The 22,266-nt window shown below is 44.8% G+C and carries 25 protein-coding genes; 14 read left to right on the forward strand and 11 right to left on the reverse strand.

Going from position 1 to position 22,266, the window contains the following annotated elements; all coding sequences use genetic code 11:
- Positions 1-74: 74 nt before the first annotated feature.
- From CHK_RS02440 to CHK_RS02450, 3 genes are all read left to right on the forward strand, one after another.
- A complete protein-coding gene (locus CHK_RS02440; RefSeq protein ID WP_131925087.1) occupies positions 75-1,439 on the forward strand; it encodes a B12-binding domain-containing radical SAM protein in 1,365 nt (454 codons plus the stop codon).
- A 103-nt stretch (positions 1,440-1,542) separates the two neighbouring features.
- On the forward strand, positions 1,543-2,985 hold the full coding sequence (gene proS, locus CHK_RS02445; protein WP_046442452.1) for a proline--tRNA ligase: 1,443 nt from the start codon (positions 1,543-1,545) through the stop codon (positions 2,983-2,985).
- 78 nt (positions 2,986-3,063) lie between these two features.
- Positions 3,064-3,522, forward strand: coding sequence for a GNAT family N-acetyltransferase (locus tag CHK_RS02450; RefSeq protein WP_046442453.1), 459 nt, complete (start codon positions 3,064-3,066; stop codon positions 3,520-3,522).
- Positions 3,523-3,583: 61 nt separating this feature from the next.
- Here CHK_RS02450 and CHK_RS02455 read toward each other — a convergent pair whose 3' ends face one another.
- The 3 genes from CHK_RS02455 to CHK_RS02465 form a co-directional block, all read right to left on the reverse strand.
- A complete protein-coding gene (locus CHK_RS02455) occupies positions 3,584-5,833 on the reverse strand; it encodes a bifunctional diguanylate cyclase/phosphodiesterase (RefSeq protein ID WP_046442454.1) in 2,250 nt (749 codons plus the stop codon).
- Between the two features lie 64 nt (positions 5,834-5,897).
- Complete coding sequence (locus CHK_RS02460; protein WP_046442455.1) at positions 5,898-7,856, reverse strand: putative bifunctional diguanylate cyclase/phosphodiesterase; 1,959 nt, start codon at positions 7,854-7,856, stop codon at positions 5,898-5,900.
- A 264-nt stretch (positions 7,857-8,120) separates the two neighbouring features.
- Positions 8,121-8,957, reverse strand: a complete 837-nt coding sequence (locus CHK_RS02465) for a patatin-like phospholipase family protein (RefSeq protein ID WP_046442456.1) — start codon at positions 8,955-8,957, stop codon at positions 8,121-8,123.
- Positions 8,958-9,204: 247 nt separating this feature from the next.
- Between CHK_RS02465 and CHK_RS02470 the strand changes: the two genes are divergently transcribed.
- The 3 genes from CHK_RS02470 (at position 9,205) to CHK_RS02480 (ending at position 13,526) form a co-directional block, all read left to right on the forward strand.
- Positions 9,205-9,867 carry a MarR family winged helix-turn-helix transcriptional regulator gene (locus CHK_RS02470; protein ID WP_052740204.1) on the forward strand — a complete coding sequence of 221 codons (663 nt, stop codon included), beginning with the start codon at positions 9,205-9,207 and terminating at the stop codon, positions 9,865-9,867.
- A 121-nt stretch (positions 9,868-9,988) separates the two neighbouring features.
- Complete coding sequence (locus tag CHK_RS02475; RefSeq protein ID WP_046442457.1) at positions 9,989-11,707, forward strand: ABC transporter ATP-binding protein; 1,719 nt, start codon at positions 9,989-9,991, stop codon at positions 11,705-11,707.
- 1 nt (position 11,708) lies between these two features.
- Entirely contained in the window at positions 11,709-13,526 is a 1,818-nt protein-coding gene (locus CHK_RS02480) for an ABC transporter ATP-binding protein (protein WP_052740206.1), read from the forward strand.
- 129 nt (positions 13,527-13,655) lie between these two features.
- Here the strand turns inward: CHK_RS02480 and CHK_RS02485 are convergent, their stop codons facing one another.
- The 3 genes from CHK_RS02485 to CHK_RS16775 all read right to left on the reverse strand — a co-directional run bounded on the left by CHK_RS02485 (position 13,656) and on the right by CHK_RS16775 (position 14,935).
- Positions 13,656-14,087, reverse strand: a complete 432-nt coding sequence (locus tag CHK_RS02485; protein WP_046442458.1) for a DUF3795 domain-containing protein — start codon at positions 14,085-14,087, stop codon at positions 13,656-13,658.
- A 170-nt stretch (positions 14,088-14,257) separates the two neighbouring features.
- Positions 14,258-14,614, reverse strand: coding sequence for a hypothetical protein (locus CHK_RS02490; protein WP_059109609.1), 357 nt, complete (start codon positions 14,612-14,614; stop codon positions 14,258-14,260).
- A gap of 150 nt (positions 14,615-14,764) precedes the next feature.
- Positions 14,765-14,935 carry a hypothetical protein gene (locus CHK_RS16775; protein ID WP_165903529.1) on the reverse strand — a complete coding sequence of 57 codons (171 nt, stop codon included), beginning with the start codon at positions 14,933-14,935 and terminating at the stop codon, positions 14,765-14,767.
- Between the two features lie 184 nt (positions 14,936-15,119).
- Here CHK_RS16775 and CHK_RS02495 point away from each other — a divergent pair, with 184 nt between their 5' ends.
- Positions 15,120-15,422, forward strand: coding sequence for a hypothetical protein (locus CHK_RS02495; RefSeq protein WP_046442460.1), 303 nt, complete (start codon positions 15,120-15,122; stop codon positions 15,420-15,422).
- 382 nt (positions 15,423-15,804) lie between these two features.
- Complete coding sequence (locus CHK_RS02500; protein WP_046442461.1) at positions 15,805-16,995, forward strand: hypothetical protein; 1,191 nt, start codon at positions 15,805-15,807, stop codon at positions 16,993-16,995.
- A 252-nt stretch (positions 16,996-17,247) separates the two neighbouring features.
- Here the strand turns inward: CHK_RS02500 and CHK_RS02505 are convergent, their stop codons facing one another.
- The 5 genes from CHK_RS02505 to CHK_RS02525 form a co-directional block, all read right to left on the reverse strand.
- Entirely contained in the window at positions 17,248-18,378 is a 1,131-nt protein-coding gene (locus CHK_RS02505; RefSeq protein ID WP_046442462.1) for a tyrosine-type recombinase/integrase, read from the reverse strand.
- Positions 18,379-18,446: 68 nt separating this feature from the next.
- On the reverse strand, positions 18,447-18,686 hold the full coding sequence (locus CHK_RS02510; RefSeq protein ID WP_046442463.1) for a hypothetical protein: 240 nt from the start codon (positions 18,684-18,686) through the stop codon (positions 18,447-18,449).
- A gap of 1 nt (position 18,687) precedes the next feature.
- A complete protein-coding gene (locus tag CHK_RS02515) occupies positions 18,688-19,197 on the reverse strand; it encodes a hypothetical protein (protein WP_046442464.1) in 510 nt (169 codons plus the stop codon).
- Between the two features lie 59 nt (positions 19,198-19,256).
- Positions 19,257-19,598: a helix-turn-helix domain-containing protein gene (locus CHK_RS15500; protein WP_052740207.1), complete on the reverse strand. Its 342-nt coding sequence runs from the start codon at positions 19,596-19,598 to the stop codon at positions 19,257-19,259.
- A 177-nt stretch (positions 19,599-19,775) separates the two neighbouring features.
- Positions 19,776-20,294 carry a hypothetical protein gene (locus tag CHK_RS02525; RefSeq protein ID WP_046442465.1) on the reverse strand — a complete coding sequence of 173 codons (519 nt, stop codon included), beginning with the start codon at positions 20,292-20,294 and terminating at the stop codon, positions 19,776-19,778.
- Between the two features lie 134 nt (positions 20,295-20,428).
- Here CHK_RS02525 and CHK_RS02530 point away from each other — a divergent pair, with 134 nt between their 5' ends.
- Genes CHK_RS02530 through CHK_RS02555 form a run of 6 tightly spaced genes read left to right on the forward strand, consistent with a single transcriptional unit; the run spans position 20,429 to position 22,227 of the window.
- On the forward strand, positions 20,429-20,608 hold the full coding sequence (locus CHK_RS02530; protein ID WP_046442466.1) for a hypothetical protein: 180 nt from the start codon (positions 20,429-20,431) through the stop codon (positions 20,606-20,608).
- Between the two features lie 50 nt (positions 20,609-20,658).
- Entirely contained in the window at positions 20,659-21,099 is a 441-nt protein-coding gene (locus tag CHK_RS02535) for a helix-turn-helix domain-containing protein (RefSeq protein ID WP_046442467.1), read from the forward strand.
- A gap of 5 nt (positions 21,100-21,104) precedes the next feature.
- A complete protein-coding gene (locus CHK_RS02540) occupies positions 21,105-21,395 on the forward strand; it encodes a hypothetical protein (protein ID WP_046442468.1) in 291 nt (96 codons plus the stop codon).
- Between the two features lie 51 nt (positions 21,396-21,446).
- A complete protein-coding gene (locus CHK_RS16495; protein ID WP_046442469.1) occupies positions 21,447-21,776 on the forward strand; it encodes a hypothetical protein in 330 nt (109 codons plus the stop codon).
- Positions 21,770-22,012: a hypothetical protein gene (locus tag CHK_RS02550; protein WP_131925085.1), complete on the forward strand. Its 243-nt coding sequence runs from the start codon at positions 21,770-21,772 to the stop codon at positions 22,010-22,012. The genes CHK_RS16495 and CHK_RS02550 overlap by 7 nt, the downstream gene beginning before the upstream one ends.
- The gene (locus CHK_RS02555) at positions 22,012-22,227 is read left to right on the forward strand and encodes a hypothetical protein (RefSeq protein WP_046442471.1); all 216 of its coding nucleotides are present in this window, start codon (positions 22,012-22,014) and stop codon (positions 22,225-22,227) included. Before CHK_RS02550 ends, CHK_RS02555 begins: the two co-directional genes overlap by 1 nt.
- Positions 22,228-22,266: the final 39 nt, after the last annotated feature.

A 22,266-nucleotide genomic window follows, 5' to 3' on the forward strand; every position in this document is an offset into this window, starting at 1 on the left:
TGTTTCGATAAGTATTTGCGGGGAAGTATTTTGTGCACCCAAAAATGAACGCTATCACATAGATTGGAGTACTTATGAAGTATAAAATATTACTGATCCAGCCGGAAAACAAAGAGATCAACCGCGTCCGAAGGAAACAGCTCAATAACTTCGTCCAGATCACAATGCCTTATCTGGCGGCATTCATCGACGAGACGTTATTTGATATCACGCTTGTGGATGAATACAACCAGTCGGTTCCGTTTGACAGGACGTTTGACCTGGTGGCGATCACGGTCAATACGCCAAATGCGCGGCACTGCTACGATATGGCTGAGCGTTTCCGCAGTAAGGGAGCCAAAATTGTTATGGGCGGGCCGCATGTTACTTTACTTCCTGAGGAGGCGGCAAAGCACGGCGATTTTCTGGTGGTTGGCGAGGGAGAACGGACATGGCCGGTATTCCTGAAAGATTTTGTATCGGGAAATGCAAAAAAACGGTATGAAGACAATGAGGCGCCGCCGCTTGACGGCTTACCCGTTCCAAGATGGGATTTGCTGCATCACAGGAGCAGCCTGATGAAAGGCGCGGTGTTTGCGACGCGGGGGTGCCCCTATCACTGCCGCTATTGCAATTTGAAACAAATTTACCATAATTCCTTTCGGACGCGCCCAATCGATGAGGTAATCAGGGAAATCAAAGCGGTACCCTCCGGTTACTTTGTTTTCTGGGACGACAACTTTTTTGCAGACAGGGAATATGCGCTTGCAGTGATGAAAGCGATGAAGCCGCTCAGGAAGCGTTGGGCCGCACAGGCGACGCTCAGGGATTGCGACGACGACGAACTGCTCGGCGCCGCCCACGAGGCAGGCTGCATTTATCTGTTCGTGGGGCTGGAATCCTTTTCGCGCGCATCGCTTGCGGACGCCGGAAAGCCGATCAACCGCGTAGGGGATTACAGGGCGATCATACAAAAGGTGCACCGTTACCGGATATTGATACAGGCGGGGATCGTGTTCGGTTTTGACTCCGATACAAAGGAAGTCTTCGCCGATACGCTCAGCGCCTGCGAAGCCCTGGGAATTGACGGCGCAACGGTGAGTATTTTGACGCCGCTTCCCAAAACACCGATTTACGAGGACTTAAAACGTGAAAACCGGCTGAAGCATTCTGACTGGCAATTTTACAATGGGAAGACATACGTTGCATTCGAGCCAAAGCATATGAGCGCGCAGGAGCTGTACGAGGGGTATTTGTGGTTTCGGAAACACTTTTATTCGCTGCGTTCCTTTATCAGGCGGATGCGTATTTCAAGGACGCGTACCGGGCATAACTTCCTGATTAACCTCGGTTACCGGTTAGCGATCAAAAAGCCGCGGCGGGGTTACTGGGAATCTATATCTTGCAGGGCATGGAAAAGTTATGCAAAGGACGCGCGAACGCTTGAAAAAAGGGTATAATGATGGTAAACTGAAATCAACAAAATAGAAAGAAAGAATCAGCCGCGGCGTGGCCTGTAAGGCAGTGCGGAAGCGGCGCGATAAGGAGAACGAAACAAACAATATGGCAAAGCAAAACGATGGATTTGTAGAGCACATCACACCCCAGAGCGAGGATTTTTCGCGCTGGTATACGGATGTGATCAAAATGGCGGATATGATCGACTATTCCGAAGTGAAGGGCTGCATGGTCATCAAGCAGTATGGCTACGGAATATGGGAATTGATCCAGCAGCAGCTTGACGAACGTTTTAAGGAAACGGGGCATAAAAACGCTTATTTCCCGTTACTGATTCCAAAGCACCTGCTGGAAAAAGAGGCCGAGCATGTGGAAGGCTTCGCGCCGGAGGTTGCCTGGGTTACAAAAGGAGGCACGGAGGAACTCGCAGAGCCGCTGTGCATTCGCCCGACCTCAGAAACGATCATTTGTTCCATGTATTCCAAATGGGTGCAAAGCTATCGTGACTTGCCCGTATTGCTGAACCAGTGGTGCAATGTGCTCAGGTGGGAAAAGAGCACCCGCCCGTTCCTGCGCACCTCGGAATTCCTGTGGCAGGAAGGGCACACCGTTCATGCAACGCAGGAGGAAGCGGAAGAGGAAACCGTCCGTATGCTGGGCGTATACCGTGATTTTATGCGCGATGTACTGGCGATTCCCGTGATTTCCGGGCAGAAGAGTGAAAAGGAAAAATTTGCGGGTGCGGATCACACCTACACAGTAGAAGCAATGATGCTGGACGGCAAAGCGCTGCAAATGGGAACCTCGCACAATCTGGGGCAGAATTTTGCGAAAGGCTTTGACATCCAGTTTCTGGATAAGGATGGGCAGCTGAAATATGCGTGGCAGACCTCGTGGGGCGTATCTACGCGTATGATCGGCGGCATTATTATGGTGCACGGCGACGAGCGGGGATTAAAGCTGCCTCCACGTGTAGCGCCGGTCCAGTGTGTGATCGTGCCGATAGCCGCGCATAAGCCGGGCGTGCTTGAAAAGGCCGAAGAGCTGTTCCAGACATTGAAAGCTGCGGGAATCCGTGTAGAGCTGGACGACAGGGACCAGAGCCCAGGATGGAAATTCAACGAATGGGAGCTTAAGGGCGTTCCGGTTCGCCTTGAGATCGGCCCGCGCGACATTGAAAACAATGCGTGTATGCTTGCGCGCAGGGACTTGTGCGAAAAGGAATCGTATTCGCTTGACGGAATCGCGGCAAGCGTTCAGGAGCTTTTGGATAAAATCCACGATAATATGCTTCAAATGGCTTTCGAATACCGTGAGGCGCGAACGTTTGACGCGACAAACTGGGAAGAGTTTATGCAGGGGATCGAGAAAGGACACGGCTTTGTCCGCGCAATGTGGTGCGGAGATACCGAGTGTGAGGAGCAAATCAAGGAAAAGACCGGCGTAACCACACGCTGCGCGCCGTTTGAGCAAAAAGAGCTTGGCGAGGTGTGTGTGCATTGCGGCAAACCGGCCAAAAAAATGATGTATTTTGCAAAGAGCTATTAAACATTGTGATACAAGGCAGGGAAGAATTTGGCGGCAGGGCCGCACGTATTGGCAGGCTACTGGCAGGAGGAGAACAAAATGGGCGTTGAACTAAGGAAAATGACACAAAATGATATCTTTTTTGTAGTAGAGCAGAGAATGGATCTTTTGCGTCAGATATCAGGGGAACGGATGACTGAGGAATTCCAGGAGGAAACCGTTCATTATCTGCAAAAGCACATTGCAGACCAAAGCTGCGTTGGGTACGTTGCGGTAGACGGCCGCAAAATCGTTTCTGTGGCTATGATTTGCATGTATGAGGTAATGCCGAGGCTGTGCAATGTCACCGGAAAGACAGGCTATGTTTTCAATCTGGTTACGCAGCCCGAATACAGGAAACAGGGGCTTGCGACAAAGCTTTTGGAGACGCTGTTTGAAGAAGTAAAGGCAAAGGGCGTTAAGCAGCTGTTCCTCAATTCGGAACCTGCGGCGATTAACCTGTATCGGCGCCTGGGCTTCCAGATGGTAGACCGGGAAATGGTGTTGAATTTTGAATAGTAAATAAAAAAAGGGCGCAAGCCCTTTTTTTGTATCATCATTTTTCAGGCGCGGTATGCAGTTATTGCTCCATGTTCTTACGGAGCAGCTCCTCAAACGCGTCTTCCGGCATGGGCTTAGCATACAGGAAACCCTGTACAATAATGCGATAGCCGATATTCCTTAAAAAGTCTGCCTGTGCGCGCAGCTCAACGCCTTCTGCAACCACCGTAATTCCAAGCTTTTCAGACATCGCGATAATGCTCGAGATAATAGTGGTTTCGCGGTCGTTATCATCCTCGTGGGTAAAGAAACGCTTGTCGAGCTTGATCACGTCTACGGGCAGGGTACGCAGCAGGTTAAGCGAGGAATAACCTGTGCCGAAATCATCGATGGAGATTGAAAAGCCCGCGTCCCGCAGCTCATTCATACGCGTTAAGATCAGATCGTCGTTGTCAATCAGCGCGCTCTCCGTAAGCTCTATTTCCAGCAGGCCCGGGGAAAGCCCGTACTTTTCGGTAATGTCAAGCAGTTGTTTCACAAAATCGTCATTATAAATATGAAGGCGGGAAAAATTCACGGATATCGGAACCACAGGCATCGCATGGTCAAGCCAGTCCCGCAACATCCGGCACACCTGCTCGAAAACGTAAAAATCTATTTTTACGATAAAACCGTTTTTTTCAAATACAGGGATAAACTCTCCTGGATTCATAAAGCCCTTATCCGGAGATATCCAGCGCACAAGAGCTTCGGCAGCGACAGGTTTCTCGCTATCCAAATCAAACTTAGGCTGGTAATAAACCACAAATTCGTTGTTTTGGAGCGCGGCGTCCATATCGTTTTCGAGTTGCTTTTCATGCAGCATCTTTTGGTTCATGCTGTCGTCGTAAAAAGCATAATAATTGTGCGCGTTACTTTTGACGCTGTTTTTGGCAGTCTTGCTCCAATCGCTCATGCGCGTGACAGAATAATCGTTTTTGGGAACGATGTAAACTCCATAAGAGAGCAGCAGGTTATAATTCTTTTTCCGGATAAAAGGAAAACTCCTGATCCGGTTGTTCCAGCCGGATATGCGGCCTGAAATCTCATTTTCATCAGAATAAGTGATGAGTACATTAAATTCATCCGAACCAGCCCTGCAGTAAAGCTCGTGCTCCCTCATGTCATTTTTAAGCACGGCGGAAATATGCCGAATCAGCAGATTGCCGTTCCGGTAACCGTAAAGCTGGTTGAATATCTTGAATTTATTAATATCAAAGTTGATAAAAGCATATTTTTCATTGGCATGATCCTTAAGTATATCATTACAATCGCTGCGGAATTTCACCCAGCTTGACGCTCCGGTAAGCTCGTCTACAAACGCAATGCGCTCGAGCCTTTTTTTGGCGTTGCTTTGGGAAATAGCGATATATACAAGCAAAATTACCACGGTAAAAACGATGATACCTGAGATCCAGCCGGTAAAGGCAATCAGGAAGGAGCTCTTTTCCGAAACCACGGAAGCAGGTACAACAGAGAGGATATACCAGTCGTTTACATTGATGGGCGCGTAGCTCATGTAATATAATATGCCTGCTTTTTTGTATTGTGTTACGCCGCTTTCTCCTTTTTGCATATCGGCGTGCATGGTTTCAAATGAATTGCCGTCTATACTGACAAGCAGGTTTCCGTCCAGCTCGAAGAAATTTTCAAATTCCACACTGTTTTCATGGTGGGACCTTGCGATTTTGTCGCCGTTCTTTTCCACAACATAGGCATATCCGTTGCCTTCAAAGGTAGAGACGGAAATTTTATTTTCGAACACGTCTGTGGCGTGCGTTGCAAACAGTACGGATACCACATTGCGTCCGGAATAGATCGGCACGGCGTAAACATTAATACTGTTCCCGTCCACTATATCCGTAAAGGTATCGGAAATATTTGGAATACCGGCCAAAGCCTTGCGAAAATATTTTCTCTCCGAAAAATCATAGGAAAGACCGTCGGTTGTAACGGCATTGCCGTCAGGATCGATAAGCCCCATACGCTTAAATCCATTCTGGTCGCGGATTTTATCCAGCAGTTTCATAGTGGATTCCGTATCAAGCCCGCTGAAATCATTGCTCTGCAATACGGTTGCGACAGATTCAAGCGTGTAAAGGTCGCCGTTTACCTGGGTTTCAATGATTTCTGATTCCTGCAAAGTGATTTCCTTCAAATTTGAGGTGATCTCATCATCGAGCACGCTTCTTACGGTATTGGCATAAAACAGCATCAAAGAGATCGCGATAACCGCGATGATCAAAATAATGACGATTGAAACCATGAGGAGCTTTTTTGGTTTTGCCATAAGACCTGTCTTTCCTGTTTTTGTCGTGCCTGCGCTCATTTGGGGAGCACGCACGCAAAACCGGTTATTTTTCGCTATGCCCGATGGTAAATGGAGTATCGCACAGCTCTTTGCCCAGATATAACTTTGCATCCTGTGGTGGAACAGGTTTTGAATACAGGAAGCCCTGGATCATATCACAGCCGCAATCTTCAACAAAATGCTGCTGTTCTTCGGTTTCAACGCCCTCTGCAAGGATATCGATACCAAGCTGCCTGAATGCAGCCGTCATATGGCGTACCACAACTGCGGAACGCGGATTGTGGGTAGACGACCACACAAGGCTTTTATCAAGCTTGACCGTGTTAATTGGAAACCCGAGAACAGTAGAAATATTGGAATAGCCGGTACCAAAATCGTCAAGCGCAAAGCGTACCCCTCTGGCGTGGAGCACGTTGATAAAGTTCCTGACGGTATCGAGGTTTTCAATTAACACGCTCTCCGTAATTTCGATTTTGACCTTGGAGCAGGGGATTCCGTTTGACTCAATAATTTCAAAAACGCGTTTGGAAATATCTTCCTGTGTAAACTGCATGGAAGAGAAATTAACGCTGACAGATAAAATATCGATACCGTCTGCAATCAATTCTACAATATATTTGCATACCTTGTCCAGAACCTGGTAGGTGATATCGATAATCAATCCGGTATCCTCCGCAAGCGGAATAAACTCGGATGGATAAATCGGGCCAATGGGCGTATCGTTTAGCCGCAATAAAGCTTCAGCCCTGTGAAATTTGCAGTCCGCTATGGATAAAATAGGCTGATAGTATACTTCAAAGCTGTTGGTTGCGAGGCGTTCGCGCAAAATTTCAATGATGCGTAGTTTTCGTTTTGCCTGCTCGAGCATTTGCGGCGTGCAATAGGAGTAATGCTCCGGCTTTTGCTTTGCCTGCGCGACGGTGGTTTCAATCCCATCGATCAGCCCTTCCACGCTGTCGGCGCTGCTTGGATAATGCACAACTGCAAGCGCATAAAAAAGGATGCAGCTGCAGGTAGCGGTTTTCCATGGCAATGTCATTCTATGCTGGAGGCGCTCAAAAACAGGACGGATAATCGTCTCGTCCGAGTGCCCGAGCAGAATGGCGAATTCGTCCCCGCTGAAGCGGTAAAGCTGGTGACCACCGAGTATTGAAGCCAGATAGGTGGAGACAGACTGAAGGAAGCGGTCGCCGTTTTGTTGCCCAAATTTATCGTTGATCAGTTTAAAGTTTTTCAACGACAGGACAATGATCGCAAACGAATCATTTTTGTGATGCTCAAGCTTTAGCTCCAGCATTTTTAAAAACTCGTGGCGGTTGGGCAGGCCCGTCAGGTGGTCAATCGAAATTTGTTTATTTTGCAGGTACAAATAGATAATCAACAAAGCGCAGGTAGCGGCGGAACCGGATAGAATATATTCCGGAACAAATTGCTGGATTACGATTACGATTGCTGCAATTACGGGAAATGAAATCAAAATGCGGCGTATGGATCGATCCAGGAGCTGGCCCTTGAAAAGCACAAGGAACAGGCAGGCAAAACAGTAGATATAAAATATGATATAGGTGAGGGAAATGAGGCTGCCGCGCATATAACCAGTTGACGGATCGATGTCAAAAAGGAGTTTCGTTGCAGGATTTATCAGCACAAAAACGAGGTAAGCCGCCGCCGGAACAGAAGCAATAATGAGAACCTTATTGAGCGCCTTATCGTTTTCAAATACAATGGAAGTTACATAGAAAAAATAGAAGACGCCCATAAGCGGCGTCGTTACAAAATAAAATGTCGTGACAATCCATATGAGGGCAAGCGGAATCTCCTGATAATAATACAACATCACGGTGGAAGCAATATTTGAAGTGATCGCAAAAAAGGTTACTAAAAAACAAACCTGAAAAAACTGGTTTTTCAAGGTGGGAAGAGGATTCCCTTTTCTGGAATAAATCCAGATGATACATAAGATAATTGCGGAAATACATTCCGCAGAAATATTCCAAACCATTCTTACTTATTTCCTTTGTATGAGTGCTCCACAAATATGTTGAAAAACAAGAACTACTATATTTTAGCATAAAAAAAAGAAAAAAACAGCAAACAATACCACATTGGTACTGTTTTAATATATCTGTGGAAACATTATTTGACAGAAATGAAAAAAAGGCGTTGAAACGGCTGGGAAAACTTTATGGGACAGCCTTCTTGCCTTTGTTGCAGGGGCAGAATAAAAAGTCCCCTGATGGCCGGGGAGACTTTTTGATTCTATAGTTTATCTCATAAATGCAGCGGCTTTTTCGCCGTCGTGGTAGCCTTTGTCGTACAAGCGCAAAAACGCGTCCTTATCTTTGGTAAACGTACTGACGCCACAGCAGTCTGACGGGCCGATCAAAAGGGCCTTCCCCTGACGCTCAAGCTCCTTGATTTCCGCAATCTCACGGTTGTATGTTTCATGGCGGTGCGCGAGCCTGCGTACGATTTCAGGATATTTTTTCAACGTCCGCGACAGAAGCCCCATATGCTTTTGTTTGGGCTTGATATAATCCGGCGGATGTGTGATCAGTACGATGATTTTATCACAGCCATCCTCAAATGCTTTGCGGTAGGGGAGCGGATCGGAAACCCCACCGTCGAAATACAACCTGCCATTGACCGGATACGGCCTGCACGCAAGGGGCACGGCGCAGGATGCTTTGAGGATATCATAGCTATGCTGTGCAATATCGTCACGGGTAAAATAGACTGAATTGCCTGTTTGCGAATCTGTCGCAACGATATAAAAAGGGCAGGAGGTTTTTGCGAACGCTTCATAATCCAGCGGGTTTTCGCCGCCGCGGTTGGTGAGAGTGGAATAGATATAATCAAGGTTCAGGTAGGAACCTTTTTTTAACCAGTTTGAAAGGCTCATATATTCTCTTCGGAATGTGTACTCAGCAAAAAAGGTAAGCGTACGCCCATGCTGGCCCGCGAGGCAGGTGATCATATTTGCAGCTCCCGCAGATATGCCGATGCCATAATCGATTTTTGCTTTCTCATCCAACAGGCGGTCATAAATACCGGCAGTGTATACACCGCGCATTCCACCGCCTCCGTCGATCAGTCCAATCATATTGTTTCCTCCGATATTATAATAACCTGTTTTATAATTTTATAAAAAATAAAAAATTTTTTCAACCGGGATTGTATTGGTTGCAGGCATAACTCCGCCATTATCTGCACTGGTTTATCTGATTATAAAAATTATTTACGGTACCTGTAAAAAATAGGTTGACAAGTTTGACAGGTACCGTTATAATAAAAACAACAGGTACCGTTAATAGTTGCGGTATCTGATTGAAAAACAGGAGGATTATAAAATGAATACAATAAATACAGAACTATATGAGAAGATTTCCAGGCTTCAATGGCTACTGCATAAACATCAGATGCGAGGCTATGCACAGGGAGGCCCAATGGCAGATCCTACACGCGGGCAGGGGCGGATCCTTGCGATCCTGAAAATGCAGGATGGGATTTCCACAAAGGATTTGTCCTATTTGCTGGGGATTCGCGTGTCGTCCCTCAACGAGCTGCTGGCAAAATTGGAAAAGGCGGGTTACGTTGCACGCGAACCGTCCGAGGCCGATAAACGTGTGATGCTTGTGAAGCTGACAGAAAAAGGGAGATCGGAGCAACAGAGGGAATGGACGCCGGGCGATATCTTTTCCTGCCTGAGCGCCGAAGAGCAAAGCGCGTTTGGAGGATATCTCGACCGTGTTATCGCATCCTTGGAAGAAGGCTTTGCGGATGAAGAAAACGATGACGAACGCACATGGTGGATGCAGGGCGCACGCGAGCGCATGGGCGACGAAATGTTTGAGCGGTTGTTCTCGACAATGCACGGCGGACATGCGCCGCATGGATTCGATCCGCGCGCAGGTTTTATGCGGGGGCGCGGTTTCGGCGGCTTCGCGCCTGACGGGCGTGCAGACGGGCGTGGTACGCCGCCTGAAGCACCGGATGCGCCTGAGCATAAGTAACAGAACAAATTTGTAAGCTGCTGAAAAAGACAACGCTATTTCTATGATTTTCGCAGGACGTAAATGAAAAGTCGCGGCGTTGTCTTTTTTGCGGCCAAAATTCAGGAAAGAAGGTAATTTTATGTGGAAAATAATCAAACGGCTTCCCCCCTTAAAAACGTTGGGGGCGATCCTGTTTTTGTTTGTTCAGATCGGGTGTTCGCTGTATCTGCCGTATGTCACCGCAGAAATCGTTAACAATGGCGTTGCATCGGGGGATACCGGGTTAATCTGGTCAAAAGGTACGTTTATGGTCGTCCTGTCAATTATAAGCCTCGTGGGAGCTCTTTTTAATACCCTGCTCTTTTCCCAGATATCCTACAAGCTTGGCGAAGAGCTGCGTTCGGACGTTTACCGCAAAGCGCTGAAATTCTCAAGGTGTGAATTTGATAAGCTGGGAGCTTCGTCGCTTATCACGCGCAACACAAACGACGTAACACAGGTGCAGACGCTGGTGGAAATGGGACTCAAATTTTTACTGCTTGCCCCCATCCAACTCGTCGGCGGAATTGTGATGACATGGCTGCTTTCCCCTGCGATGGCAACTGTTTTTATTGCCGCTATTCCGATTTTATTGATTGCGTATTTTGTTATTTACCGGTTTGCCAGCCCGCTTTATGCCAAAATGCAAAGCCTTCTGGATAAATTAAACCTGTACTTTAAAGAAGGGCTTACAGGTGTGAAGGTGATTCGGGCATTCAGCAAAGAAAAATATGAAATGAAAAAATATGAGGCCGTAAATAAAGAATATGCGGATGCGTCCATCAAAGCAGGAACGATTATGGGCTTTTTTATCCCAATTCTTACCATGCTGATCAGCTTTGCCACACTTTTTATTGTGTGGATCGGCGGGCAGGGAGCTTCGCAGGGAACGATGGAGGTCGGTTCTATCATCGGCGCAATCAGTTATGGAGCCCAAATTTTGACGGGTTTTGCCATGCTGACGCAGGTTATCCTGTCCATCCCGCGGGGGCAGACGTCCGCAAAACGGATTAATGAGGTTCTGGATATGCCCATTACCATCAACGATCCGGATACGGAATGCAACACCGCTGATCGGAATATTTCACTCACCTTTGACGATGTCGATTTTCGCTATTTGGGTTCTGAACAAAAAACATTGTCAGGAATCAGCTTTACGGTTCATGGCGGGCAGACACTTGCGCTTATCGGCTCGACCGGCGATGGAAAATCCTCGCTTGTAAGCCTCATTTCCCGCATGTACGATGTAGAAAAAGGACATGTGCGCCTGAACGGTGCAGATGTGAGGGAGCTTTCGCAAAAGACGCTGCATGATAAGGTCAGCTTTGTGCCGCAGACCTCTACGCTGTTTTTTGGAACGATCCGCTCCAATATGCTGGTGGGAAAACCGGATGCGACGGATGGGGAAATATGGAAGGCACTTGATATGGCGCAGGCCACAGAGTTTGTACGTGCAATGGATAAAGGGCTTGACAGCACAGTGGAAAAAGCGGGCGGGAACTTTTCAGGCGGTCAGAAGCAGCGGCTGTGTATTGCGCGCGCGCTGCTAAAGGACGCGGACGTGTATGTTTTCGACGATTCGTTTTCAGCGCTGGACTTCAAAACAGACGCGGCAGTACGCCTTTCCATGAAAGAAAAAGTGAAGAATGCCGTAACGGTAATCGTTGCACAGCGCGTATGTACCGTGCAAAACGCGGACCAGATCGCCGTACTGGACGGAGGCGCGCTGGCAGGGCTTGGAACGCATGAGGAGCTGATGGCGGATAATCCGGTGTACCAGCAGGTCGTCGATTCGCAAACGTATAAGGAGGCGGCTTAATATGGGCATGAACAATCATGGCGTAATGAATCCAAATAAAATGGGGGCAATGGCAGCTCCCAAACCAAAAAATGTATGGGGCACGATCAGGCGGTTGCTCGGCTACATGAAAAAATCCGGTTTTCTTATCGTGCTCAGCGTGGCGGTTGCCATTGCCGGAACGGTAATGCAGGTTATTAACCCGAAGATGCTGGGTAACGCCACCACAGTGATCTTTGAAGGAATCAAGCAGGGAACGGGAATTGATTTTTCCGCGCTGGGAACGATCCTGCTGTTTGTGGGGCTATTGTATGCAGGCGTATTCGTTACTTCCTTTTTGCAGCAACGCCTCATGACGGTGGTATCGCAAAAAACAACCCGCGTTTTGCGTGGGGAGCTCAAAGCGAAAATGAACCGTGTACCTGTCGCATATTTTGATAAACATCAAAACGGCGAGCTAATGAGCGTAGCGGCCAACGATGTGGATAACATCGTCACCAATTTACAGCAAAGCCTTACTAGCCTGATTTCCAATGTGGTGTTGATTGTCGGCGTGCTGTGGATGATGCTTTCCATCAGCCCGCTGCTTACGCTTGTGGCGTGTGCGATGGTTCCTGCCAGCCTGCTTGTAATGAAGCTTATCACGCCAAAAGCAAGCAAATACAACAAGGAATATTTTGGTTCGCTTGGCAAGCTCAATGGCAGGATCGAAGAAACATACCAGGGCTTTTCTGTGGTTAAGAGCTTTAACGGCGAGCAGGCGGCGCTTGCTGATTTTGACGAGGTCAATGCAAAAATGTATCAGACAGGGTGGAAAGCGCGCTTTGTAGGCGGCGCATCCATGCCAAGTATGCTGCTCATACAAAACATCGCTTATGTGTTAATTGCCGCGATAGGCTGTGTGAATGTAGTATCCGGTTCGATTCTTATCGGTAATATGCAGGCGTTTTTGCAGTATTCATCACAGTTTTCCAATCCGTTGATGCAGTTTACGCAGATATGGAACAACCTGCTTTCCATGATTGCCTCGGCGGAACGCGTATTCGACGTGCTGGACGCGGAAGAGACCGCCGAGAAAGAAACCATGCTCCCGGATAAAAAAGAGGATAGCAAGGTTGCGTTTGAAAACGTGTGCTTTGGCTATGGCGATACGCCATTGATGAACGGTTTCAATCTGCATGTGAAGGAAGGCCAAATGGTGGCTATCGTAGGGCATACCGGCGCAGGAAAGACGACGCTCATCAATTTGCTTGAGCGGTTTTATGAAATACAGGACGGAAGCCTGCGCATTGACGGGACAGACGTCCGTAATATGGCGGCTGCCGAGTTGCGGTCGCATATAGGAATGGTGCTACAGGATGCGTGGCTTTTTTCCGGGACGATTTATGATAACATTAAGTATGGCAACGAAAATGCTACTGACGAGCAGATTTATGCAGCGGCTAAAGCAGCCTATGCGGATGAGTTTATCCGAAAGCTGCCGGACGGTTATCAAACGGTGCTCAGTGAAGACGCGGGAAACATCTCGCAGGGGCAGCGGCAGCTTATCACCATTGCACGGGCGTTTGTATCCGATCCGGAAATACTGGTTCTCGACGAAGCGACGTCCAATGTGGACAGCCGCACAGAGCTCATCATCCAGCAGGCAATGCGCCGGTTGCTGAAAGGCCGCACAAGCTTTGTGGTCGCACACAGGCTTTCCACCATCTATGATGCAGACCGCATTCTGGTAATGGACAGCGGGGACATCGTGGAGACAGGGACACACAAGGAATTACTGGCGCAGGGCGGAACCTATGCGGACATTTACAACAGCCAGTTTGCAAGGGATGCGGCATAAAAAAGAGGCTTCAATAAAAGAGCGCGATTACCGTTATGGCGGAACCGCGCTTTTGTTATTCCTGACAAATTAAGTTTATTCTGGCAGCAAGGCAAATTCTCATTTTCATGCCGAATGGATTTGGCCTGATTATTTATCCGTAGGGACAGGGCCTTGCCCCACTACAAAATCACCCTCGTAGTAGCGTTTGCGAATACCGGCGGATTCTTCAATCCACGCATCCATACCGTTGAGTTTCATTCTGCAAAGGTTATATACTTTCATATTGTGGGGATAGCTTACCCCTTTTGCGGAAGGGGCCAATAAGCCGCATGGGAATTCGCCGCACTCGAAACAATAAGTAACGCCCTTTTTTTCCACGCACGCCCACGTTGCACAATCACCCTGCGCCCAATAGCATTTTCCCTGCTCGCCCCTGCAGCCCCTGCACCCAACCTCGTCGGGCGGTATTCCAAGCCGGGTGGCCTCGCTGCGTTTGAATTCGTCCGTTACGTTTTCTTCAAACCAGCTGCAGTTAAAGCAATCCAACCCACAAGGCGCAGTCTGATATTTTTTATCCATGTATCATACCTCCAAACATATTATACCATACCTGCAAATATGAAGCCTGCCCGTTTGCCCCGCAACCCGGAAGGAACGAAAATCCTTTACACATTGCAAATAGGGACTTGTACTTTTCCGTTTTTCTGGCGGGATAAATTCTAAAAGACCGCCTGTGGCGATTCTGTTTCTTATAACTTATTTTGCTTATCCAATTCAATCAGCCGCTTCCTTTTTGTTTCAAAATACAGGTTTTCTTCACTTAAAATGTTAGCAATCCTCTCTACGGTTTGCGCCGCGCCCTTGGCCTCCAATTCCTTTCGGAACCAGCGTATAAATAGTCTGTTTCTTGTGCGTTCGATGGCAGAATCGTCTGTCACAAGCAGCATAATGGCGAGAAGAAATTCATAGCCCTGAAAGTGGTCGACCTTAATGTCCAGCATGAGCTCCTGAACCGACAATCCCTCGCCATCGTTCATATAATATGCAATCTTCTGGGCTCCTTCTATGTTCTGCTCCAAACACTCCAACACCTCTTTATTTAACATGGTTATACCTCTTTCACAGTGATTGCCGTTCCGGCATTGCTTGAAAGGTTTGCCAGCGCATGTTATAATATTTACGCTGTATATGCCTTTTGGCATGTGCCGGCTGGGGAAGTGGTGTAGTACGTTTGCCAACATGCGCACCGCTTCCTTTTATTTTTCATTGAGAGCTTTGATACCGTCACGCAAACCCTGCGGACGTTTCACGCCTTTTCGTTTGCAGTAATCATCAAGAATTTTCAATTCATCTTTTGTCAAACGAATATCTACACGAAAATTTCTGGGGTTTTCTGAAAAAGGACGCCCTCGTTTTTTGTTGGGCATATTCACCTCCTCTCTTTGCCAACAATTCAATTATAATTTATTACCGCCAGTAAATCAAGCGTTTTATTACCGCCAATAATTATGACTAATCGCGCAGAAAAAATGTTCCGATAATTTGTATATTGCATCATCCAATAATGTGTTATAATAATAGCATGTAAAATCTGACGGGAGATAATTACGGATGGCAAACGAAGCAACCTTAAACGATATTATGGAAGCTATTGTCGGTCTTAATCAGAAGATGGACAATAGGTTTGAACAAGTAGATAAGCGTTTTGAGCAAATAGATAAGCGTTTTGACACGCTGTACGATGAAATGGATTTACGGTTTCAGGAGCAGAATATGAGACTTGATCTCATTGAAAGCAAACTGGATCAGGTCGGTGTTAATCGTATATTGGTTTTGGAGCGTGAAGTAGAAGTAATCAAGGCCAACCTGAAAAAGGCGCTTGATGCCGTTGCGCAGCTTCAGGAAGCAAAATAAAATTTTCATAAGCATAAGAGTCTCATATGAGGCTCTTTTTTATTTAACAAATAAAGGAATTGAATGACCAAAAAAAGATAATGAGACATGGGAGATTCCAGTCTATATGATTCACACATTAGTGCGCTGCTTTTTCTTCCAAAATTCAGAACTGTTTTGAGATCGAGGAACCGACAAGAAGGAATTTGGGGAGTGGAAAAAACAATAGAAAGTAAATGGAAAAGAATTAAATATAATAGTGACAATTTGTAATATCACAATTAGTACTCCCTGAATGATGAAGTTAAGTTAAACGAACTTACTATTTTATACATATTTTGTATCTTTATATGATATAATTAAAAAAACTTCACTTTATATATTAATTTAGGAGATACCTATTATGGCAGAAACTATTGCTGATATATGGAAGAGAGATAAGGAAACTATCGAGAGGAAAAGCCTAGCGCAAATTTTATCCTTTTCCGGGGAAGGCAAATTAAGAGATAGCAGCCAAACTTGTTATGAAATGAGAGAGTTTTTCGATTTATTACCAACAGAACAAATTGAAAACTATATTGAAGAATGTTTGTCACAACCATTTGATGCTTCAGGATATGCTTTACAAGACCTAGTCAATGAACTTGGTAAAAGATTAGGATTTAGTGTAGAATATGGATTGTATAGAGGGAAGAAAGATCGAATTGGATTTGATGGTTTATGGCTATCAAAAGATCACGATATAGTTATTGAAGTTAAAACTACGGATACCTATTCAATCAATATTGATACCATTGCTGAATATCGACAAAAATTAGTAAACTCCAATAAGATCCAAAGTGATAGGTCCTCTATATTGATGGTGGTTGGCAGAAAGGACACCGGAGGACTTGAGGCGCAAATTCGAGGCTCAAAACACGCTTGGGATATACGATTAATTAGTACTGATGCTTTACTAAAACTATTGCATTTGAAAGAAGAACTATTAGATGACGAAGCTACATTTGAACACATATGTCAAGTTCTCAAACCTATGGAATTTACGCGGTTGGATTATCTTATTGATACGATCTTTATAGCAGGTCGAGATTCGCAGATTATTGAGGAAGCAGCGCCGGGTATATCTCAACAATCTTATGAACTAAATAAAAAGGCTAAACCCAAACCAGTGGCATTCCATGATTCGTGTGTTTCTGTAATACAGAAAAAAATGGGAATACCATTTAAAAAAAGAATGCGGACATTGTATGATAATGCAGAACAAAGTACTGGTCTAACCTGTGCAGTCTCAAAAAATCACGGGACAGAAAAAAATGGGAGTTATTGGTTTGCTTTTCATCCCTCGCAAAAAGAATCATTAAGCAAATATAAAAAAGCGTATGTTTGTTTTGGCTGCGGTAGTGAAGATTTAATATTTATGTTTGAATATAACGTATTTCTTAAATATCTAAGTAAAATGTGGATAACGGATAATAATGGTAGAATGTATTGGCATATTGTAATTCGACAACATGGAAATAAATATCTTTTAGCTCGTGGTGAAAAAGAACATATTGATATAACCGACAATCTTTTAAGTATGAGTGAGGGATAAGTATAGGAAGTTAGAAAAATATATTATTCAAATTTAACAAAAAATCCACTGTCGCCTTCGGCTAGGTGGATTTTCGCATTTCATGTGTGGTGGAGCATAGGAGAGTTGAAAAGGGCATTCTTTGTTGATTTTAGACAGATAGAGCAATTTGAATAATCGCATAACAAAGCGATTTTTGACGATTCTCGTTTTTGCATGGAGGGGTTCAAAATATCAAAGTTGGAAAAAATCGTGTACAGATCGTGTACAGAACTATATAATTTTGTTAAGAATTTCAACTGCTTTTTCCTCTTCTTTTGGGTACAAGTGCGAATAGGTATTCCAGGTCATTTCTATTTTCGAGTGTCCCAGCCGACGGGCAATTTCCTGAATGTTGATACCGTTATTTGCGAGTAGCGAAACATGGGAGTGCCGGAAGTCGTGAATTCTTATCTTTTTCACTCCGGCAAGAAGCGCGAACTTTTTATTATGGTTTTCGATTGAAGTATCGCGCAAGCACTTTATTCCACCGCACACCTTAAAAGATGAAGAAAAGCCCTCGTAATGTTTCCAGCGTTTTTTATGCTCAGACAATATTTCCTTCAATGGAATCGGAACCTGAAGGGTACGAACAGACGCGGTATTTTTAGGCGGAGTTTCCCGGTCTTCTCCTTTGAGCTTTTGGGTAACGCTTCGCTTGACCGATAAATAATCCTTGCTGATATCATTCCACTGCAACCCGTGTATTTCGCCCTTCCTGAGCCCTGTATAAAAGGCTATGGCAAAAAATACATAGTAATCCCATTCAGAGCGAAAACCGCGTTTCTCGGCTTCCTGCGCATTTTGGCGGGCTACTGAAATAAACTTCTTGAATTCGTCTGCGGTGTAGAAGTCCATTTCTTTTTTGATTTCGCCGGAGTTCCTAAAATTACCTACTCTTACCAATGGATTTTTCGAAATATAGTCCATTTTGACTGCATAGTTGAGTAAGTTGCGAAATACAGAAAACGCCGCCTGTTTGGTATACAGCGACAATCCTTTGTTTTCCATATTAAGCTTCCATTGGGCTAATAACTGCGGGGCTAGCTTATCCAGCTTTATATTTTCAAGCTCTGGCATAATATGGTATTCCATAATGCGCTTGAATTTATCGAGCGTGGACTCTCTGATCTCGTTCTTTCGCACCTCACAATACTCGTCAAAAAGCTCACGCAGGGTAATGCGCTTTGCAGGCGCTTCATGGCGTATCTCCTGCAAAAGCTTCAATTCAAGAATCTTCGCTTCATCAGAGCCGTAAGTAACCCGATCTACCTGCCGGGCCTTTCCGGTGGCATCTATGTAATTGATCCGCACACGGTATTTATTTTTTCCGTCGCGTTTCCCGTCCATTTTGTAAATTGGCATTACTTTCTCCTGTGGCGATCTGTGATCCCAAAATGTACTAAAAGCTATATCATAACGTGATGGTTTAATTAATCATAATAGTACTCTAACTTTTGAGTAGGATCAAAACTAAAGTCTACATCACACTTTGAACACTTTATCCTTATATAGTTGCTGATAAGATCGCATTTTACAGCGTTTACTTTTCCGCTGCAAAACGGGCAAATAAATGAAAAAGAATCTTTGTTAGTTGTGCTTCTATATGCCGCTTGGGCGGTACTCATTATTATTTCCGAAAGTTTAGATTCTTCGTACGTAATTTCTTCCATGTCAGCACCCTTCCCAATCTTCAATAAATCCCTTGTCTGGATTGTTTTTTCGTCGTGATTTTTTTATGTGGAGAGGATTGAATGTAAAGAGCCAGCCTTTATGGTTTACCATTACGCCGTACTTACTGCAGTAGATTTTTATAACCTGTAAAAAATAACGTTCTGATATCTCGAGGTAATCACATATTTCCCAACAGTTCCGGCAACCGGCCTTATAAGCAGCAAGTAGTTTATCAAGCGTTATAAATTCCAGTATGCCAGCCCTGTCGGCTCGATATTCGTAACGAGCTCGAATTTCCTTGCTTTCAGCTAAAAGGTTTATTGGGGGAGATGTCATATAATGGCCTATTTCGTGGATGATGCTACTATTTTTCTCAGCTTCACACTCGACATTGCGACTAATCAAGATTTCATTACCTATAATTAAAGCCGGACATTTCCCGGTATTTTCATCTTCACATAAAACTAAACCTTCGCAGCGCAAACGCTCCCGTAATTCATCCTGAAGCATTGTAACCACACTCCTTTTCCGTGTGATTCTATGATAACATGGGGGAGCACAAAATTAGGTCACTCGTCTTGATTTTTTTGCCGTTCGAGACGCATTTTAATAATCATATTAATTTCTTCCTGATCCTGCGGAGATAATTTATCAAAACCGGAAGCAGCGGCTAGGGTATTGTTTGCTCCGTTGCCAATAGGGGTGGAACTATCAGTGCCATAATAAATAGCATCTGTCGTTACGCCAAAAAATTCTGCGATTTTTGGAATTTGAATGGCAGATGGCTTTGACCGTCCGTTTTTCCAATCTGTTACATTTCCTTGTGATACACCAATGGAAATGGCAAGCTCTTTTGCTGATTTTCCACTTTTTTTGAGAAGATCAAATATTCTGTTTACAAATGGTTCCATAAATATATACTCCTTTACAAATTCGTAAATACGAAATATAATATGCTTATCAATGACGTAGGAGGTAGCGTTATGGATTCAAATACATTGATAGCAGTTATATCAATTATAGGAAGTACTGTGCTTGGCGTTATAACCAATATCCTAATTGCCACAATACGGAAGAGATAGCCGCCGTTAAAGGTGAAGATCAGATTTCAATATATCTGCAACCTTTGGCCATGTTGCTTGCATTGAATTGAACAATTTTTGTTTTTCTGTAGAAAGCCCATCCTGCACGCTTTCTTTCGTTATTGCGTTCCCTTTTATAGAATAAAAATGTTCTGCCGTGTCGGTCGCGAACTCAGCAAATAAAATATCTCTATACTTTAACAACAACTTTTCATATTCGTTGATAATAAGAGAATACTCTGAGGCTATTAACATTTTTACAGAGTAAAAAATTTCAAGATATTGCATGATTTGCTCATAATTAAAATAGATGCGGCTTTCCATTTCTGTTGAAAGTGTAATGAACTTAGAAAATACAGGTAGTTTTGTCTGCAATTTTTCAACCTGATCAGCGTGAGTTAACTCATTTTTCTTCAAGATAAAGTTGAAAACGGTTGGGATAATTGCACCTATCAATCCTGCAACTACCGCAACCACAGCGATTATATCGCTGGAATTCCACTGTATAATATCTTTAACTTCCATAAAATACCTCTTTTAAAAAGTTCGTAAATAAGTATTGACATATACGTAAATACGAATTATAATAAGCTTAACAAAAGGTTAACAACAAACTCTAACCTAACATCAAATTATACAGTATAGGAGGGGAAAAAACAATGGCACTTGCTAATCAAGACATTCGCGCAGAAATCAGAAAAGCACGTATCTATAATTGGGAAGTTGCGGAGGCGCTCGGGATTGCAGAAGAATCTTTCAGCCGGAAGCTTCGCCGCGAAATGCCGGACAAGGAAAAAGACAAAGTGCGTAAAGCGATTTCTAAGATTATTTCGGCGTGATTCATTTTTCAAGGTACAAATCTATTTTACATGAATCAGGAGAATCCAACATGGCAGAATTTACACATAATGACCTAAGAAGTGCGCGAGAGGCGCGGAAAATCCAACGGTGGCGGCTGGCAAATGAGCTTGGCGTATCGGAAGACACTGTGAGGCGGTGGGAAATCGGGGAAACACAGCCCACACCTGACGACGTAGGCAATATTGAAAGAATTCTTGACGCACCAGGACTATGGCACCGATGGATGTTGAGTAATTTTGAGAGTTACAGGGAGCGGTACACGGATATTCCAGTCGCAGGACACTTAGCAGCTTCAGTAATCAGAATGAAATATGAGGTCGAGGACCTGATTCCGTATTTCAAGAGGTTGGAGAAAGACGCAATAGACGGGCATATGGATAATGATGATCTAAAGCGCGAATTCCCCAAAGAAGCGCACGAAGCGATAGCAGCAATCCAACAGATACTGGATATTATGAAAAGTGAGTGAGAGGAATGAACAAAAAGAGACCATTTAACGCAGAAACGGCACTTCGAATTTACTACACCTATCCAAACGAGATAGGCAACCCGCAGCTTAAAGAGCTATTTGACGTTGCTGCAAATTCGACAGTAGCGGTCATAAAAAAAGAGATTCGTAAGCTGATGAATGAAGCTGGGATAAAGGTGTGGAACCCTCAAAATGTAGACACAAAAACTGCCTATGAATACGCGGGGATAGATATTGAGACAATCGAGAAGAGTTACATGAAAATAAAAAAACTTGGATTGGAGATGCAAACATGAAACTGCTATCGGAAACGCTAATATTGGCAATGGTCATAACGATTTTGACATATGGACTATATAGCCTGCGGCTCCGAATATTATGGACGTGGAGGAAGCGAAGGGCAAGAAAATATAGAAAAGCCGCAGGAGCAGGCACTCCCACGGCAGGAAAATAAAGATCACACAATATTTTCGTGGATATTATACCACGGGAAAGGATTGAGCGCAATGAGGATCAATGAAATAAAACAGCAATTCCAGAATGGAGCAACGCGGATTGTATTTGACGACAAGGTAGCGTTTCCAACCTACGAGGATAAAAAGCTAATCGGTGCAGACATTTACAGACAAAAACCAAATGGAGTCGAAATGTGGAAGCGGGTGACGTTCAGGTGTTAGTACCAGATGCGCCATATATACAGAACTACATGGGTGCCGGGGAAGAGTACCCGGAGCGGTACAATCCAAGGCTGGAACGGGAAAGGGAACGGCTTTTGGAGCTACAGGAGCAGCTTGAAACCGAACAAAATGAATCTTCCTGGAATAGCAGGAGGGCAGAGCTGATCGATTTTCTCGAGAATGAGATCGCGGATTGTAAACGCAATATAGAGTATTACGAAGGGATTGGTGCGTAATGTTTGAAAAAGGAGTCCGGTATTATACCGAGGGGAAACTGGTGTTGAAAGTGCCGTTTCCGGAAGACCAGGTATATTGCAGGTGGTGTCCGTGGTGCAGGCCGCAAAGGGGAATAGACCGCCATCGATGTGAAATTACCAATGAAATACTATACAACATCGATTTTCGCGGGGACGGGTGCCCGGTGGAAGTGGAAGGAATGGAGGAACGGTAAATGGACAAAATTATTCTGGAAATACACAGGCCCGTTCCG

This window comes from Christensenella hongkongensis, from assembly GCF_000981035.1.
In the GTDB taxonomy this organism is placed as follows: Bacteria; Bacillota; Clostridia; order Christensenellales; family Christensenellaceae; genus Christensenella; species Christensenella hongkongensis.